General features: G+C 59.5%; 11 protein-coding genes. 3 read left to right on the top strand and 8 right to left on the bottom strand.

Features of this window, described 5'->3' with window-relative positions; genetic code table 11:
* Window positions 1-23: 23 nt before the first annotated feature.
* From THS5294_RS15620 to xdhA, 4 genes are read right to left on the bottom strand one after another with little or no spacing between them, the layout of a single operon-like run.
* A complete protein-coding gene (locus THS5294_RS15620) occupies window positions 24-1,544 on the bottom strand; it encodes an ABC transporter ATP-binding protein (RefSeq protein WP_058124473.1) in 1,521 nt (506 codons plus the stop codon).
* Window positions 1,541-2,437 (bottom strand): xanthine dehydrogenase accessory protein XdhC, encoded by an 897-nt coding sequence (xdhC, locus tag THS5294_RS15615; RefSeq protein WP_058124472.1) that lies wholly within the window; start codon window positions 2,435-2,437, stop codon window positions 1,541-1,543. The genes THS5294_RS15620 and xdhC overlap by 4 nt, the downstream gene beginning before the upstream one ends.
* Window positions 2,434-4,737 carry a xanthine dehydrogenase molybdopterin binding subunit gene (gene xdhB, locus THS5294_RS15610; protein WP_058124471.1) on the bottom strand — a complete coding sequence of 768 codons (2,304 nt, stop codon included), beginning with the start codon at window positions 4,735-4,737 and terminating at the stop codon, window positions 2,434-2,436. The genes xdhC and xdhB overlap by 4 nt, the downstream gene beginning before the upstream one ends.
* A complete protein-coding gene (gene xdhA / locus THS5294_RS15605; protein ID WP_058124470.1) occupies window positions 4,734-6,125 on the bottom strand; it encodes a xanthine dehydrogenase small subunit in 1,392 nt (463 codons plus the stop codon). Before xdhA ends, xdhB begins: the two co-directional genes overlap by 4 nt.
* A 162-nt stretch (window positions 6,126-6,287) precedes the next feature.
* Between xdhA and dnaE the strand changes: the two genes are divergently transcribed.
* The gene (dnaE, locus tag THS5294_RS15600; RefSeq protein ID WP_058124469.1) at window positions 6,288-9,785 is read left to right on the top strand and encodes a DNA polymerase III subunit alpha; all 3,498 of its coding nucleotides are present in this window, start codon (window positions 6,288-6,290) and stop codon (window positions 9,783-9,785) included.
* 10 nt (window positions 9,786-9,795) lie between these two features.
* Here the strand turns inward: dnaE and THS5294_RS15595 are convergent, their stop codons facing one another.
* A complete protein-coding gene (locus THS5294_RS15595; protein WP_058124468.1) occupies window positions 9,796-10,251 on the bottom strand; it encodes an Lrp/AsnC family transcriptional regulator in 456 nt (151 codons plus the stop codon).
* Between the two features lie 159 nt (window positions 10,252-10,410).
* Here THS5294_RS15595 and ald point away from each other — a divergent pair, with 159 nt between their 5' ends.
* Window positions 10,411-11,529 (top strand): alanine dehydrogenase, encoded by a 1,119-nt coding sequence (gene ald, locus THS5294_RS15590; RefSeq protein WP_058124467.1) that lies wholly within the window; start codon window positions 10,411-10,413, stop codon window positions 11,527-11,529.
* A 72-nt stretch (window positions 11,530-11,601) separates the two neighbouring features.
* Here ald and mscL read toward each other — a convergent pair whose 3' ends face one another.
* A complete protein-coding gene (gene mscL / locus THS5294_RS15585) occupies window positions 11,602-12,036 on the bottom strand; it encodes a large conductance mechanosensitive channel protein MscL (protein ID WP_058124466.1) in 435 nt (144 codons plus the stop codon).
* Between the two features lie 151 nt (window positions 12,037-12,187).
* Here mscL and THS5294_RS15580 point away from each other — a divergent pair, with 151 nt between their 5' ends.
* Window positions 12,188-12,877 (top strand): glutathione S-transferase family protein, encoded by a 690-nt coding sequence (locus tag THS5294_RS15580; RefSeq protein ID WP_058124465.1) that lies wholly within the window; start codon window positions 12,188-12,190, stop codon window positions 12,875-12,877.
* A gap of 6 nt (window positions 12,878-12,883) precedes the next feature.
* Here the strand turns inward: THS5294_RS15580 and THS5294_RS15575 are convergent, their stop codons facing one another.
* Window positions 12,884-13,333 (bottom strand): YtoQ family protein, encoded by a 450-nt coding sequence (locus THS5294_RS15575; RefSeq protein ID WP_058124464.1) that lies wholly within the window; start codon window positions 13,331-13,333, stop codon window positions 12,884-12,886.
* Between the two features lie 75 nt (window positions 13,334-13,408).
* Window positions 13,409-15,802: a phenylalanine--tRNA ligase subunit beta gene (pheT, locus tag THS5294_RS15570; protein WP_058124463.1), complete on the bottom strand. Its 2,394-nt coding sequence runs from the start codon at window positions 15,800-15,802 to the stop codon at window positions 13,409-13,411.
* Window positions 15,803-15,854: the final 52 nt, after the last annotated feature.

The following is a 15,854-nucleotide window of genomic DNA, read 5'->3' as shown; positions in this document are numbered from 1 at the left end:
CAAAAATACTCAAATTCCCAGCCTCACGCCTGTTCCATCGCGGTGGTCTGCGCGCCACCTAGCATCAATCCGATCTTCTCCATGGTCAGGTCACCCGTGGGCACCTCCGCGCTCAGGCGGCCTTCATTGAGGGCGGCGAACCGGTCGGATATTTCCATCAATTCATCAAGGTCCTGACTGATCACCACCACACCCGTTCCCTTCGCAGCCAAGTCGAGCATTGATTGCCGGATAAAGGCCGCAGCCGCAGCATCCACGCCCCAAGTGGGCTGGTTCACGATCAAAACCTCAGGCGCTTGCATAACCTCGCGGCCAATCACGAATTTCTGCAAATTTCCGCCCGAAAGGGCACGTGCAGCCACACCTGGCCCCGGCGTGCGCACGTCAAAGGCACCAATAACCTTTTCGGCAAATCCCTTTGCAGCGCCCCAGTTCACAAACCCGCGTGACAGCATGCCCTGCCGCCGCGCCGCCGTTAGGGCTGCGTTTTCCGTAAGGCTCATGTTCGGGGCTGCCGCGTGGCCCAGCCGTTCCTCCGGCGCGCTCAGCACGCCGATCCGGCGGCGCATATCAGCGGGCCGCGTCCCGATGTCTTCGCCCTCGAAATAGAGCGACCCTTGGGGCAGCTTCCGCTCCCCCGATAGGGCCATCAGCAATTCATCCTGCCCGTTGCCCGCCACACCGCCAATGCCCAGCACCTCTCCGCGCCGCAACTCAAATGAGATGTTGCGCAGCGGTGTTCCAAACGCACTTGCACTTGGCATCGACAGGTCTTGGGCCTTCAGGATGATATCCCCGGGCGCAGCGCCACCGCTCTTGGGCGGCTTAAGCGAGGTGCCCACCATCAACTCAGCCAGCTCCGAGGCCGTCTTTTCGCGTGGATTGCACCGGGCCACGACCTTGCCCAACCGCAGGATCGTCGCCGCATCACACAGGCTGCGGATTTCCTCCAACTTGTGAGAAATATACAGGATCGCCGTCCCCTCCGCACGCAGCTTGCGCAAGGTCGCGAACAGGATATCTACCTCCTGCGGGGTCAAAACCGAGGTAGGCTCATCCATAATCAACAGACGCGGGTCTTGCAGAAGGCAACGGATGATCTCGACCCGCTGACGCTCCCCCGCGCTCAGGTCACCAACCCGACGGTTCGGATCCAGTGGCAGACCATAGGTGTTCGACACTTCCGTGATCCGCGCCGCAAGTGCGCTTGGCTTGGGCGGGTTCTCCATCCCGAGCGCTACGTTCTCCGCCACGCTCAGCGCCTCAAACAGCGAAAAATGCTGGAACACCATCGCCACACCAGCCGCCCGTGCGGCACGCGGTTCGGGCGGGGCAAAGGGCGTGCCGTTCAGCATCATCGTGCCCGCGTCAGGGCGCACAAGTCCGTATATCATCTTGACCAGCGTGGACTTGCCCGCACCGTTTTCGCCCAAAAGCGCGTGGACCTCACCGGGCTGGATCGCAAAGGTCACGTCGTCGTTGGCCACAACGCCGGGATAGGCCTTGCGCAGACCGCTCAGGTCAAGAAGGGGCGTTTGGCTCATGTGAATTCCTCTGCTGCGACCGGGTGCGCCGCCGCGGCATAGATTAGGCCAGCGACAACGCCAAGCGCAATGGCCTCCGGGTGCCGTCCAAGCTTTGGATCCCCAATCGGGCAAGTAATTCGAGCAATCGCATCCTCAGCATGCCCCAATTCGCGCAAACGTTTGCGAAAGCGCGCCCATTTTGTTTGCGATCCGATAAGCCCCGCACTCGCAAACCCGTGGCCCAGCGCCGCATGACACAGTGCGAGGTCCATCGCATGACTATACGTCAAGATCAGGTGATGGGCGTTTTTGGGCGCCAACCCCAACGCTCGCGCCGGGTCCTGCGCTGGCAAACAGCGAACCTTGGGCGCCTCGGGAAAGCGATCAACCCCAGTATCAACCCACGTCACACCGAATCCCGGCTGTAGGCTCAGCACATCAACAATCGCCCGCCCCACGTGACCCGCGCCATAAATCCAAACAGGCGTCACGGGGGCATCCGTGCTCTCGAAAAACCAGCCCCCTTTGATGCCGGGCAGAGCAAGTGGCGCGGCCGGACGCACAACGCCTGTCTCCAGCGGCTGGGCAACAATCCCCGGGGCAGGCACACTCTCGGGCGTATAAAGCACCGCAGCGATCTGAACCGCCCCACCACAACATTGTCCTAGCTCCGGACCCAGCGCAAAGCGCCGCACCCGAGGCGCCCCATCGCGCAGGGTTTGCACCGCAATCTCTGTCGCGTCCCATTCCAACTGCCCACCGCCAATCGTGCCGGACTGCCCATCCGACCAGATCAGCATCGACGCCCCTACCTCACGCGGCGCCGAGCCGCGCACATCCGCAACAACCACCCGCACGACCCGGCCCGCATGGGCTAGTGCGGCTTGCAACGCCTCAAGGTCGAAACTCATGCCCGGACAGCCTCAATCGCGGCCAACAACCGCTCCGGCGTGGCAGGCGCGTCCAACGCAGGAAAACGATCGCCACAGGCGGCCACCGCATCCGACAGCGCCATCAACGCGGACATGCCAAGCATAAAAGGCGGCTCCCCCACGGCCTTTGATCGATACACCGTGTCCTCACGGTTGGCCCCATCCCACAGATGCACGTTAAACTCAGCGGGCCGGTCGCTGGCAGCAGGGATTTTGTAGGTTGAGGGCGCATGGGTGCGCAGCCGCCCCGCATCATCCCAGACCAACTCTTCCATCGTGAGCCAACCTGCGCCTTGCACAAACCCACCCTCAATCTGCCCCACATCCAGCGCAGGGTTCAAAGACGCCCCGACATCATGCACAATATCCGTGCGCAAAATGCGGTTCTCACCGGTCAGCGTATCAACAACGACCTCCGTCAAAGCCGCCCCATAGGCAAAGTAATAGAACGGCCGCCCCTGCCCCTTGTCCCGGTCCCAGGCGATATCAGGCGTCTTGTAAAACCCAGTCGCCGACAGCGGCACACGCGCTTGATAGGCCGCATTCACCACTTCCGCAAAAGGCCGCGCCTCGCCCTTAGCGATAACCATACCATCCACAAACCGCGCCTGCGGATCACCCAACCAATCTACAATCGCAGCCTTGATCTTGTCACACGCCACCTGCACCGCCATCCCATTCAGGTCAGACCCGCTAGAGGCCGCAGTTGCCGAAGTATTTGGCACCTTGCCGGTATCGGTGGCGGTAATCTTGATTGCCTCTAGACCAACACCAAATCGATGCGCAGCGACCTGAGCCACCTTTTGGAACAATCCCTGCCCCATCTCCGTTCCACCATGGTTCAAATGCACCGAACCATCTTGATACACATGCACCAAGGCACCCGCCTGATTGAGATGCGTCAAAGTAAACGAAATTCCAAACTTCACCGGCGTCAAACCAAGACCACGCTTCAAGATCGGCTCACGCGCATTCCACGCATCCACCGCCTCGCGGCGCGCTCCGTATCCAGCTCGGTCCTCAAGGTCAGCAACCAACCCACCTAGACAGAAATCAGACACCTCCTGCCCATAATGCGTGGTATTTCTCTTTGGTTCCGAAATATCCCGGGGGGGTCCGGGGGGGCTGGCCCCTCCGGCCTCGTCATAAAAATTAACGCGCCGTACGGCTAAGGGATCGCGTGCCAAATGATGGGCGACATGCTCGATCACGCGCTCAATCCCAAGCATCCCCTGAGGGCCACCGAACCCGCGAAAGGCGGTCGCGCTCTGGGTATGCGTGCGCAGACGGTAACTCGTGATCTCGACCGCAGGCAGAAAATAGGCATTGTCAGCATGCAACATGGCCCGGTCCGCAACCGGCAGGCTCAGGTCCTGGGCCCAGCCGCAGCGGACGAAATGCGTGAACCGCACGCCCAGCAACCGGCCGTCATCGTCAAACCCCACCTCGTAAGCGACCCGCGCATCGTGCCGTTTGCCCGTGACCATGAAGTCGTCATCGCGATCATAACGCATTTTGCAGGGGCGCCCCGTGCGGGCCGCGGCAATAGCACAGGCAATGGCCAGCGCATTAGCTTGGCTCTCTTTACCGCCAAATCCACCACCCATGCGGCGAACCTCGACCCGGACAGCATGCATAGGCACGCCCAAAGCATGGGCCACTTTGTGCTGCACTTCCGTAGGGTGCTGGGTTGAACTGTGTACAACCATATCGCCGCCCTCTTGCGGCAACGCGAGGGCGGCTTGGCCCTCAAGGTAAAAATGCTCCTGCGCGCCCATCTCAATCGCGCCGGTCAGCCGGTGGGGGGCGGCCTTAAGGGCCGGATCCGGATCACCCCGGGCATAAACGCGTGGACCGCCGTCAAACCAGCTTTTGGCAGCCATTGCGTCCTCAATACTGAGGATCGCCTGGGCGGGAGTGATATCCGCGCGGACCAAGGCCGCCGCTCTGCGCGCATTCAGGTGGCTATCGGCCACAATCATACACAGCGGCATTCCTAAGAACTGGACTTCGCCCGTACACAAAAGCGGCTCATCATGGACGGAAGGCGAGCAGTCTGGCATGGGCGAAATATCATCGCCTGACCAAACGCCGTGAACACCCTGCGCGGCGCGTGCAGCTGTTAGGTCCAGGCCGTTTAACCTGCCGTGAGCCACGTCCGACAAGGCAAAAGCGATGTGCAACGTGCCCTTGGGTGTGGGGATGTCATCTACGTAGCGCGCAGCACCCGTTACATGAAGCGCGGCTGCATCGTGAGGGAGAGGTTTGGCAACGCTCATGGTCGGACCTCCAACACGTTGGTTCGGTGACCTAAATGTTCCGCCATGATCCGCCGAAGCATGTTTTGTGCGGATTTCAGCCTGTACTGCGCACTGGCTCGCATATCCGATAGCGGATCAAAGTCACGCGCGAAGGCATCGATCGCGGCATCAACAGTTGCCTCGGTCCAAGGCTGTCCCGTGAGAGCAGCCTCCACCTGCGAGGCCCGTTTTGGAGTACCTGCCATGCCCCCAAACGCGATCCGTGCAGAGGCAACACGGCCATTTTCGATCACCAAATTGAACGCACCGCACACTGCTGAAATGTCTTGGTCAAACCGCTTAGACAGTTTGTAGACATGCAGGGTATCGGGTTGGCGCGGAATGCTGACAGCCTCAACGAATTCACCGGGTGCGCGGTCTTGTTTACCGTATTCGATGAAGAAATCCTCAAGCGGGAGGCTGCGGCGGGTGTTTTCGTGCCGCAAATGCAACGTGGCCCCAAGCGCGATAAGCGCGGGCGGGCTATCGCCGATAGGCGAGCCGTTCGCGATATTGCCGCCGATGGTTGCAGCACCCCGCACTTGCTCAGAGCCGTAGCGGCGGATCATCTCCGCGAAGGCGGGATGGTAGCGCGCCATCACGGGCCGTAAATCGCGCAGGGTTACGCCCGCACCGATCCGGATTTCGCTATCATTAATGGAGATTTCTTGGAGGTCTGCGCAGCGGTTCAAAAAGGCCACAGGCCCTAATGAGCGATGTTGTTTGGTCACCCACAGCCCGACGTCGGTGGCACCCGCGATCAGAGTGCCTTTGGGGTGAGCGGCGTACCACTCGGCCAACGCATCGATTGTTTCGGGGTGAGCATATGGGGGCTCTGCCCCCCGGCTATCCGCCTCCCCCCGGGATATTTCGGAACCAAAGAGAGGTTTGATGTGGGGGGGAACGGGGGCGTTTTCGATGGATTTGGCGGCGCGCAGGATCGGCACGTACCCGGTACAGCGGCAGAGGTTACCAGCGAGTTGGTCGTCGTGATCCGTCGCGCCGTTGGCATGAGTTGTGGCCATCGAGACCGCAAAACCGGGTGTGCAAAAGCCGCATTGACTGCCGTGATGGGTGACGAGAGCGTTTTGAGCCGGGTGGGGTGTGCCATCTGGGGCGGCGAGGCCCTCGACTGTTGTGACGGCTTTGCCATCGATCTGTGGTAAAAACAGGATGCAGGCGTTTAATGCGCGTGCGCCTTGGGGGTCTGCCACCATGACCGTACAGGCGCCGCAATCGCCTTCGTTGCAACCCTCTTTGGTGCCGGTCAGGCCGCGGTCCTCGCGGAGCCAATCAAGCAGTGTAACCGTCGGGTCGCTTACCGAAACCCGGGTGGTTTCTCCGTTCAGAAGAAACGTGATCTCCATATTATATGCCCGCCGCGTTACTCGGTTAATGACCTCCGGTTGTGCGCTGTCGATGCGGCGTAGAGAGCGCGGGAGGAACTGCCCACAGGAAAGCGGGCGTTTGGGCTTCTTGCAAGTGCTTTCACGCTTTTCCAAGGGGCGCACCCTACATATGGTGGCGGCATGGCACAAAAACCGCGATTCATTCACCTACGTTTGCACACGGAATACTCACTTTTGGAAGGAGCTGTGCGGCTAAAGAAGCTGCCGGGTCTGTGTGAGATGGCTGAGATGCCTGCCGTGGCGATCACCGATACGAACAACATGTTCGCTGCACTTGAGGCCTCAGAGGGCTTGAGCAAGGCGGGCGTGCAGCCGATTATCGGCTGTCAGTTCGATGTGATGTATGATCCCGCCGAGCCCGGCCAGAAGCCGCGTAACCCTGCGCCGATGGTTTTGCTGGCCCAATCCGAGCTGGGCTATGAAAACCTGATGAAGCTGAACTCATGCCTGTACCTTGAGCGGCCCGAGATGCTGCCGCAGGTGACGGTGGATGAGTTGGAAAAATACGCCGCTGGGGTGATTTGCCTAACCGGTGGGCCGGATGGGGCCTTGGGACGGCTGATTGACGGGGGGCAAATGCCCAAGGCCGAGGCGCTGCTGACACGCCTCAAGGCCGCTTTTGGCACCCGTTTGTATGTTGAATTGCAACGCCACGGTGGTGTTCACCCGACCGAGGCAGAGACGGTCGAGCTGGCCTATGCCCACGACCTGCCGCTGGTCGCGACCAACGATGTCTATTTCCCCAAAACCGAGATGTACGAGGCGCATGACGCGCTGATCTGTATCTCGGAGGGGGCATATGTCGATCAGCAGGCTAACCGCCGCAGGCTAACCGCGGAGCATTACTTCAAATCGCAGTCCGAGATGGTCACCCTGTTTGCGGACCTGCCTGAGGCGATCGAAAACACTCTGGAGATCGCCAAGCGGTGTGCCTTCAAATCCTACAAGCGTGACCCGATCCTGCCCAAATTTGCCGATGATGAGGTCGCCGAACTGCGCCGGATGGCCAATGAGGGCCTGCAAAAGCGGCTCGCGGTGATCCCCCATGCCGCCACGCTTGAGGAATACCAAGCGCGGCTCGACTTTGAGTTGGGCATCATCGAGGGCATGGGCTTTCCGGGCTATTTCCTGATCGTTGCCGACTTTATCCAGTGGGGCAAAGATCAGGGCATCGCCGTGGGGCCGGGCCGGGGGTCGGGCGCGGGGTCGCTCGTGGCTTATGCGCTAACGATTACTGACCTTGATCCGCTGCGGTATTCGCTACTGTTTGAGCGGTTCCTGAACCCTGAGCGGGTATCGATGCCCGACTTCGACATCGACTTTTGCATGGATCGCCGCGAGGAGGTGATCCAATACGTGCAGGAGAAATATGGCCGGGACAAAGTGGGCCAGATCATCACCTTTGGTGCGCTTCTGTCCAAGGCTGCGGTGCGTGATGTGGGCCGGGTGCTTCAGATGCCTTATGGTCAGGTGGATCGTCTGTCCAAGATGATCCCGGTGGAGGGCGTGAAGCCTGTGTCCATCGAAAAGGCGCTGGCCGATGAGCCGCGCCTGCGCGAGGCCGCCCGTGACGAGGAAGTCGTGGCACGCTTGCTGAACTACGGCCAGCAGGTTGAGGGGCTGTTGCGGAACGCGTCGACCCACGCCGCCGGTGTTGTGATCGGGGACCGTCCGCTGGACGCGCTTGTACCGCTCTATAAAGACCCCCGCTCGGACATGCCCGCCACCCAGTTCAACATGAAATGGGTTGAGCAGGCCGGGTTGGTGAAGTTCGACTTTCTGGGTCTAAAGACCCTGACCGTTATCGAAAACGCGATTGAGATCATCCATGCGCAGGGACGCGAGATCCACCTTGGCGCGGATGGGACCGAGCTATACGTGCCCGCGCCCGGCACTGAGGGCGACATCAACGCGATCCCCTTGGATGATGAAGCCAGCTACAAGCTGTATTCCGACGCGCGCACTGTTGCCGTGTTTCAGGTGGAATCGAGCGGCATGATGGACGCGCTGCGGCGCATGAAACCCGACTGCATCGAGGATATCATCGCGCTTGTTGCGCTGTACCGGCCCGGCCCGATGGAGAACATCCCCAAGTTCTGTGAGGTCAAGAACGGCAAGAGCGAACGCGACAAGCTACACCCGTCAATCGACCACATCCTAGATGAGACGCAGGGCATCATCGTTTATCAGGAACAGGTGATGCAGATCGCGCAGGAAATGGCCGGCTACAGCCTTGGCGGCGCCGACCTGTTGCGCCGCGCTATGGGTAAAAAGATCCAAGAGGCGATGGACGCCGAGCGCCCCAAGTTCCTCGAAGGCTCGGCCAAGAATGGCGTCGACAAGGCCAAGGCCCTTGAGGTGTGGCACCTGCTCGATAAGTTCGCCAACTACGGCTTTAACAAATCGCACGCCGCCGCCTACGCGGTGGTCAGCTATCAGACGGCATGGCTTAAGGCGAACCACCCGGTTGAGTTCATGGCCGGTGTGATGAACTGCGATATCCACCTGACGGATAAGCTGTCGGTTTATGCCGAAGAGGTCCGCAAGCCCAGCGAACGGGGCGGGCTTGGCCTGACGATTGTGCCGCCATGCGTGAACCGCTCGGATGCGCGGTTTTCCTCCCGGGAGGGGCACCTGATCTATGGGCTGGGCGCGCTGAAGAACGTCGGCGTGGATGCGATGGAGCTTGTCGTTAAGGGGCGCGATGGCAAACCCTTTGCCACACTGTACGACTTTTCCCGCCGTGTGGACCTCAAGCGGGTCGGCAAACGCCCGCTTGAAATGCTCGCGCGGGCTGGGGCGTTTGATGAAATCGATGCCAACCGCGCCCGCGTACTGGCCAATCTGGACGGGTTGGTCGGGTATTCCGCCGCGATCCATGAGCAGCGCGCGTCGAACCAAGTCTCGCTCTTTGGGGAAGCGGGCGACGACCTGCCCGAACCGCGTATGCGTGAGCTGAACGATTGGCTGCCCGCAGAGCGTTTGGCAGAGGAATTCAAAGCTATCGGCTTCTATCTGTCCGGGCACCCTCTGGATGACTACATGCCCGCGCTGCGCCGCAAGGACGTCAAAACCTTGGCCGAGATCATGGATTTGACCCGTGGCGGCCCGTTGGTGGCACGAATGGCCGGTGTTGTGGCCGGACGGCAGGAACGCAAATCCGCCAAGGGCAACCGCTTTGCGTTTATCCAACTCAGCGACCTGACCGGTCAGTTTGAGGCGACGATGTTCTCAGACACACTTGAGGCATCACGCGACCACCTTGAGACGGGCAATCGTATCACCGTACAGGTTGAGGCCACGTTGGAGGCCGACCAGCTCAAGCTGCTCGCGCGCGGTGTGACACCCGTGGATGACGTGGTCGAAATGGGCCAAGGCCCCATGGGGCTGCGTGTATTCGTCGATCAGACTGAGGCGGTTAGCTCTGTCGCGAACCTGTTGGAGCGGATGAAAACTGAGAGCAAAACCAAAGGGCGTGCGCCAGTGCACCTGTGCCTGATGGCTCCTGATCTGCCCGGCGAGGTTGAGGTGATCCTGCCTGAACCCTTCCCCGTGTCGCCCCAAATCAAAGGCGCGCTAAAATCGCTGCCCGGTGTGTCGATGGTTGAGGAGGTCTAGGACTGAGGGCTCAATCCACAGGGATGGCGGTGGTTTTGAATACCGTCTTGAGGGCAAAGCTGGACTGCAACTGCGCAACCCCGGGCAGCCGCGCAAGCGATTGCCGGTGAATGCGCGCGAAATCCTCGGTGTCTTTGGCGACGACCTTGAGCAAGTAATCATAGCGCCCGGTCATCAGGTGGCATTCCAGCACATCGGGGATCAACGCGACCTCTTTCTCGAACCGATCCAACAACTCATCCGCCTGCCCGCTAAGGCTGATCTCTACAAACACCGTGGTTGAGCGCCCAAGTCTTCGCGCATTCGTGAGAGCAACATAGTCTCGGATTACCCCCGCCTTTTCCAACCGCTGAATACGCCGATGGCACGCGGAGGGGGATAAATGCACGATCTCGGACAATGCCTGCATGGAGATTCGTCCATCCCGCTGCAAACATGTCAGCAGACGACGATCAATTGCGTCCATTTCTTCATTCACAACATTTGATCCCGATTAAATAACGTATAACGCAAAAATATTGCGTTTAACTATCCTGACACGCCGATCAATTCAAAGCAATTGCCTTCGGCCTCTCCTATTGTGCGAGCAACGAGATCCAACGATGCGTTTAGGGAGAACATCACAATGCTCATCGGCTGCCCCACAGAGATCAAACCCCAAGAATTCCGCGTCGGCATGACGCCCGCTGCGGCCATGGAAGCCGTCCGTCATGGGCACGAAGTCGTGATCCAAACCGGTGCCGGTACAGGCGCAGGTTTTGCAGATGCCGACTATGTGGCCGCTGGCGCACGCATGGCTGACACCGCAGAAGAAATCTTTTCGACAGCCGACATGATCGTAAAGGTCAAAGAACCCCAAGCGGTTGAGCGCGCGATGTTGCGCGAGGACCAACTTCTGTTCACCTACCTGCACCTCGCACCCGACCCCGAGCAGACCCACGACCTGCTGAAATCCGGCGCGACCTGCATCGCCTATGAAACCGTCACCGACGCACGCGGCGGCCTGCCCCTGCTGGCGCCCATGTCCGAAGTGGCGGGACGTTTGGCCCCACAAGTCGGCGCCTACACACTGCAAAAGGCCAACGGTGGCCGCGGCGTTCTGCTAGGCGGCGTACCCGGCGTGGGCCCTGCAAAGGTAGCCGTGATCGGTGGCGGCGTTGTGGGCACCCACGCGGCCCGCATCGCGGCCGGTATGGGCGCGGATGTGACCGTGCTGGACATGTCGCTTGACCGGATGCGGTATCTTGATGATGCGTTCGGCTCTGTGTTCCGCACGCGCTACGCATCCTCCGGGAACACCGCCGAGCTGGTCGCAGAGGCTGACCTGGTTATCGGAGCGGTTCTCGTGCCCGGCGCTGCGGCCCCCAAACTGGTATCGCGGGCACAACTATCCACCATGAAGCCGGGTGCGGCCATCGTGGACGTCGCAATCGACCAAGGCGGTTGCTTTGAAACATCCCGCGCGACGACCCACGCCGACCCAATCTATGACGTGGACGGGATCATGCACTACTGCGTGGCCAACATGCCTGGCGCGGTTGCCCGTACATCGACCATCGCTCTCGGCAATGCCACGATGCCGTTCATGATCGCCTTGGCCAACAAAGGCTGGCGCGAGGCCTGCCTCGCAGATCCGCACCTGCGCAACGGACTGAACGTACATGCCGGCAAACTAACCTATGCCGCAGTGGGCGAGGCGCTGAACCTCGCAAGCGTCGATCCAAGCTCGATCTTGGCCGCTTAATTGCAAAACATCATAGTTGAAATAGAAAAGGCCCGCCGGATTGGCGGGCCTTTTGCTTAATTGGCTTTTGGCTCAACTGGCCTTTTGTTTAGCCAAGGCGTCCCGAATTTCCAAAAGAACATCGATTTCAGAAGGCCCCTTAGGCGCCTCTTCTTTGACCTCAGGCTCTTTTTCCGCAGCAGCTTTCACGCGGTTCACAGTCTTAACCAACATGAACACAACAAAAGCCACGATCAGGAAATTGATCACCGCCATGATGAAATTCCCGATAGCAAAGACCGGTGCGCCTGCTTCCTGCGCGGTGCTCAAGGATGCATATGTCTCCCCATCGAGCGAGTAGAACCAACCCGAGAAATCGATCCCCCCAGTAAAGAGCGCAATCAGAGGATTAATCAAATCCCCGACCAATGAGGTCACAATCGCAGTAAACGCGGCACCAATGATAATCCCCACCGCCATGTCCATGACGTTGCCTTTGGCAATGAATTCTTTGAATTCGTTAAGCATCTTTTCCCTATCCCTTTTGCTCACAATGCAACGGCGCTGTTCGTGTTCCCCAAACACCACCGCATACTACTCTGTCCAAAAACGCACAGGTGTCACGCCTTTTGTCCCAAGAAAAAGAGGCTAGGTGTAGTTCCAACCCAAGGAGACACTCATGTCGTTCATTACAAACCACCCCATTAACAAACGCTGGCCCGCATCTGATCCGTCTAAATTGCAACTCTATTCTTTTCCCACACCCAACGGGGTCAAAGTATCCATCGCACTCGAAGAAATGGGCATCCCTTACGAACCGCATCTCGTCACTCTTTCCGACAGCGATGTCAAAAGCCCCGAGTTCCTCGCGCTCAATCCCAACAACAAAATCCCAGCGATCATTGATCCCGAAACCGAAACCGCACTATTCGAAAGCGGCGCAATCCTCCTGTACCTTTCTGAAAAGTCGGAAAAGTTCGGCGGAAACACACCTCCTGAAAAGGCCCTCATCACACAGTGGCTCATGTTCCAGATGGGTGGTCTTGGTCCCATGTTTGGTCAGCTTGGTTACTTCAGCAAATTCGCAGGCGCGCAGATAGAAGACCCCCGCCCCCGGCAGCGCTACGTCGACGAAGGTAAGCGGCTTTTAGCAGTGTTAGAGGCTGAGCTAAGCACACGCGACTGGATTGCAGGGGAGTATTCCATCGCTGATATGGCAATCGCGCCTTGGCTACGCGCGCTCGATTTCTATGGCGTAAAGGACACTCTCGGGTGGGAGAACCACCCAGCCCTTATCGCATATCTTGAGCGATTTCTTGCCCGTCCCGCCGTGCAAGTCGGGCTCAACGTGCCCGACCGCGACGGCTAAGCCACGTTAACCGGGCAACTTTCCAGTTAACACGTAGTTCAAGATTTCGACCACTTGCCGCGGCTCTTCACACACCGCAAGCGCCGCGGCATCCACCTCTTTCAGAGGGTGCTGATGTTCCGCCCCGTGCAGAATGATCAGTGATTTCCCCAACGCTGCGGCATACCCTGCATCAAACGCGGCGTTCCACTGCTTGTATTTCTCACCAAACCGCACAACGACGACATCGGCATCCGAAATACCCTTGCGGGTCCGGATCGCATTAACCATCGCGCCCTTATGATCGTGCCAATACTTGTTCGGCTCCGCACCCAAAACCGCGACACCGCAATCGTCGCTTGCATCGTGATCCGTCACCGGGCTCTCAAACGTCACATCCAACGCAGCAGCCCCTTCCGTGATCTGCTCGCGCCAATCGGTATGAATTTCGCCCGACAAATAAACCTTCAACGTCATCTTAAACTTCCTCCGCTTCTTTGGTTCACAAATATCCCCGCCGGAGGCACCTCCCCCATCAGCCAGAACCAGACATCAGCCGCGCAGCACGCCTCCAGTCGCCTTGGATACCTTTGCGATCACCCTCTCCGACACGGCCTCGATATCTTTTTCCGTCAAGGTCGCATCTGTGGGCTGCAAGCGCACAGTTACTGCAAGGGATTTCTTACCCTCACCCAACGCGCCACCGATGAATTCATCGAACACGCGAACGTCTTCGATCAGAGCCTTATCAGCACCAGCAGCCGCATTCACGAGCGTCAGCGCCTCAACCTCAGCATCTACCACGAACGCGAAATCACGCTCCACCGCCTGCAAGTCACGCAGCTTCAACGCAGGACGCGTCGTGGATTTCGCTTTAGGGAAAGGCGGCTCTGCGAGGTATACGGTAAAGCCGACCGCAGGCCCCTTCACATCCAGCGCATCTAGCACTTTGGGGTGGATTTCACCGAACTCCGCCATGACCTTTTTCGGGCCAAGACACATCTTACCCGAGCGTCCCGGATGCCACCACGAGGGCGCACCGCGCAGGATTTGCACTTTGGCAGGGGCACCAATCGCACTTAGAACAGCTTCGGCGTCCGCTTTCGCGTCAAACACATCAACGCCGCGCCGCTCTCCACGCAGGTCTTTGGGGCCGGAATGGCCAACCAAAAGCCCGGTTGCCAATACGTGCTGCTCACCGGGCTCACCACCTTGGAACGCAGCGCCCACTTCGAACAAAGCCAAATCCATATAGCCGCGTGCTTGGTTGCGCGCCGCAGCCTGCAACAGCCCGGGCAACAGCGCAGGGCGTAGATGGCTCATCTCAGAACTGATCGGATTTTCTAGCTTCGTCGCGTCTGTGCCGCCCTCAAACACCTTGGCCGCATCCGCGTCGATAAAGCTGTAGGTGACACATTCGTTATACCCAAGCGCCGCGATCGTCCGCCGCGCCGCGCGCTCGCGCAGCTGCATTGGCGTCAGGACCGGCTTGGGCACACCCGCCACCCGCGACATCGGCTTGCCCACAAGTTTCGTAAGCGACGCGATCCGCGCCACCTCTTCCACAAGGTCCGCTTCGCCCCGAACATCAGGCCGCCACGATGGGACATGGGCCATGTCACCTTCCAGCACAAAGCCAAGGGCTTCCAATGTCGCGCGCTGCGTTTCAGCGGGGATTTCCATCCCCACGAGGCTTTGCACACGATCGGTATCCAGCTTGTAGGCGCGCGCCACATCCGGCACCGCGCCCGCGCTGATCACCTCAGACACTTCACCACCCGCGTGATCCACAATCATCCGCACCGCATGCTCAAGACCCTCAGCCGTAAAGGCCGGGTCAATCCCACGCTCAAACCGATAGCGTGCATCCGAATTGATCTTGAGCGCGCGCCCCGTGTAGGCGATTTGCACCGGATCCCAATAGGCGCTTTCGACGAACACGTTAACCGTTTCGTCCGAGCAACCGGTGGCTGCGCCGCCCATAACGCCGGCAATGCTTTCGGCCGCGTTGTCATCCGAGATGACCATTTGGCCAGATTGCAGCGTGTAGGTTTTGTCGTCCAGCGCAACGATCTCTTCGCCGCCCGCAGCGCGATGCACCCGCAGGTTGCCCGCGACTTTATCTGCATCGAACACGTGCAGTGGGCGGTTCAGATCGTAGGTGAAAAAGTTCGTCACATCGACGAGGAAGTTAATCGGGCGTAGGCCGATGGCGCGCAGCATATCCTGCAACCACTCCGGCGAAGGGCCATTTTTCACGCCCCGGATCAGACGGCCCGTAAACAGCGGACAGCCATCGAGCGTATCGTCATCAATGCTAACGGCCATGTCAGCAGCAAACGTCGCAGCCACAGGCGTCACATCGCGTGCGATCATCGTACCAAGACCACGGGCCGCAAGGTCACGGGCAATCCCGCGCACACCCAGTGCATCTGGGCGGTTCGGCGTGATTGCAATCTCAATGACGGGATCAACTTTGGCCGGATCATTCGCTGCGAGCCAATCAACAAACCGATCACCCACGTCACCGGAGGGCAGCTCGATGATGCCATCGTGCTCATCGCTCAGCTCCATCTCCCGCTCGGAGGCCATCATGCCAAAGCTCTCGATCCCGCGGATTTTGCCCACGCCGATCGTGATATCAATGCCGGGCACATAAACCCCGGGCTTGGCGACCACGACCGTGATGCCCTCACGCGCGTTGGGCGCGCCGCAGATGATCTGCTTTAGACCTTCGTCCGTTTCGACCTGACACACGCGCAGGCGATCCGCATCGGGATGCTTTTCGGCTGAAATCACTTTGCCGATGGTAAAATCAGCCAGCTTGGCGCCGCGATCCTCAACGCCCTCCACTTCAAGCCCAAGGTCCGTGAGCGCGTAAACGATCTCATCCAGAGTGGCATTGGTGTCGAGGTGGCTTTTAAGCCACGAGAGCGTGAATTTCATGGGGCGTGCCTTATGAATTTAAGCCAAGTCGCGGCGTGCTTAGCCCATTGGC

This window comes from Thalassobacter stenotrophicus, from assembly GCF_001458315.1.
GTDB classification, from domain to species: Bacteria; Pseudomonadota; Alphaproteobacteria; order Rhodobacterales; family Rhodobacteraceae; genus Thalassobacter; species Thalassobacter stenotrophicus.
The sequence above is the reverse complement of the archived record's forward strand: the minus strand, read 5'-3'. Positions and strand labels throughout refer to the sequence as shown.

Excerpts from the sequence above, each read along its gene's own strand:
- ald (WP_058124467.1), top strand. The coding sequence starts at position 10,411 with ATGCTCATCGGCTGCCCCACAGAGATCAAACCCCAAGAATTCCGCGTC.
- THS5294_RS15580 (WP_058124465.1), top strand. The coding sequence starts at position 12,188 with ATGTCGTTCATTACAAACCACCCCATTAACAAACGCTGGCCCGCATCT.
- xdhA (WP_058124470.1), bottom strand. The coding sequence starts at position 6,125 with ATGGAGATCACGTTTCTTCTGAACGGAGAAACCACCCGGGTTTCGGTA.
- THS5294_RS15575 (WP_058124464.1), bottom strand. The coding sequence starts at position 13,333 with ATGACGTTGAAGGTTTATTTGTCGGGCGAAATTCATACCGATTGGCGC.
- pheT (WP_058124463.1), bottom strand. The coding sequence starts at position 15,802 with ATGAAATTCACGCTCTCGTGGCTTAAAAGCCACCTCGACACCAATGCC.
- mscL (WP_058124466.1), bottom strand. The coding sequence starts at position 12,036 with ATGCTTAACGAATTCAAAGAATTCATTGCCAAAGGCAACGTCATGGAC.
- THS5294_RS15595 (WP_058124468.1), bottom strand. The coding sequence starts at position 10,251 with ATGGACGCAATTGATCGTCGTCTGCTGACATGTTTGCAGCGGGATGGA.
- dnaE (WP_058124469.1), top strand. The coding sequence starts at position 6,288 with ATGGCACAAAAACCGCGATTCATTCACCTACGTTTGCACACGGAATAC.
- xdhB (WP_058124471.1), bottom strand. The coding sequence starts at position 4,737 with ATGAGCGTTGCCAAACCTCTCCCTCACGATGCAGCCGCGCTTCATGTA.
- THS5294_RS15620 (WP_058124473.1), bottom strand. The coding sequence starts at position 1,544 with ATGAGCCAAACGCCCCTTCTTGACCTGAGCGGTCTGCGCAAGGCCTAT.
- xdhC (WP_058124472.1), bottom strand. The coding sequence starts at position 2,437 with ATGAGTTTCGACCTTGAGGCGTTGCAAGCCGCACTAGCCCATGCGGGC.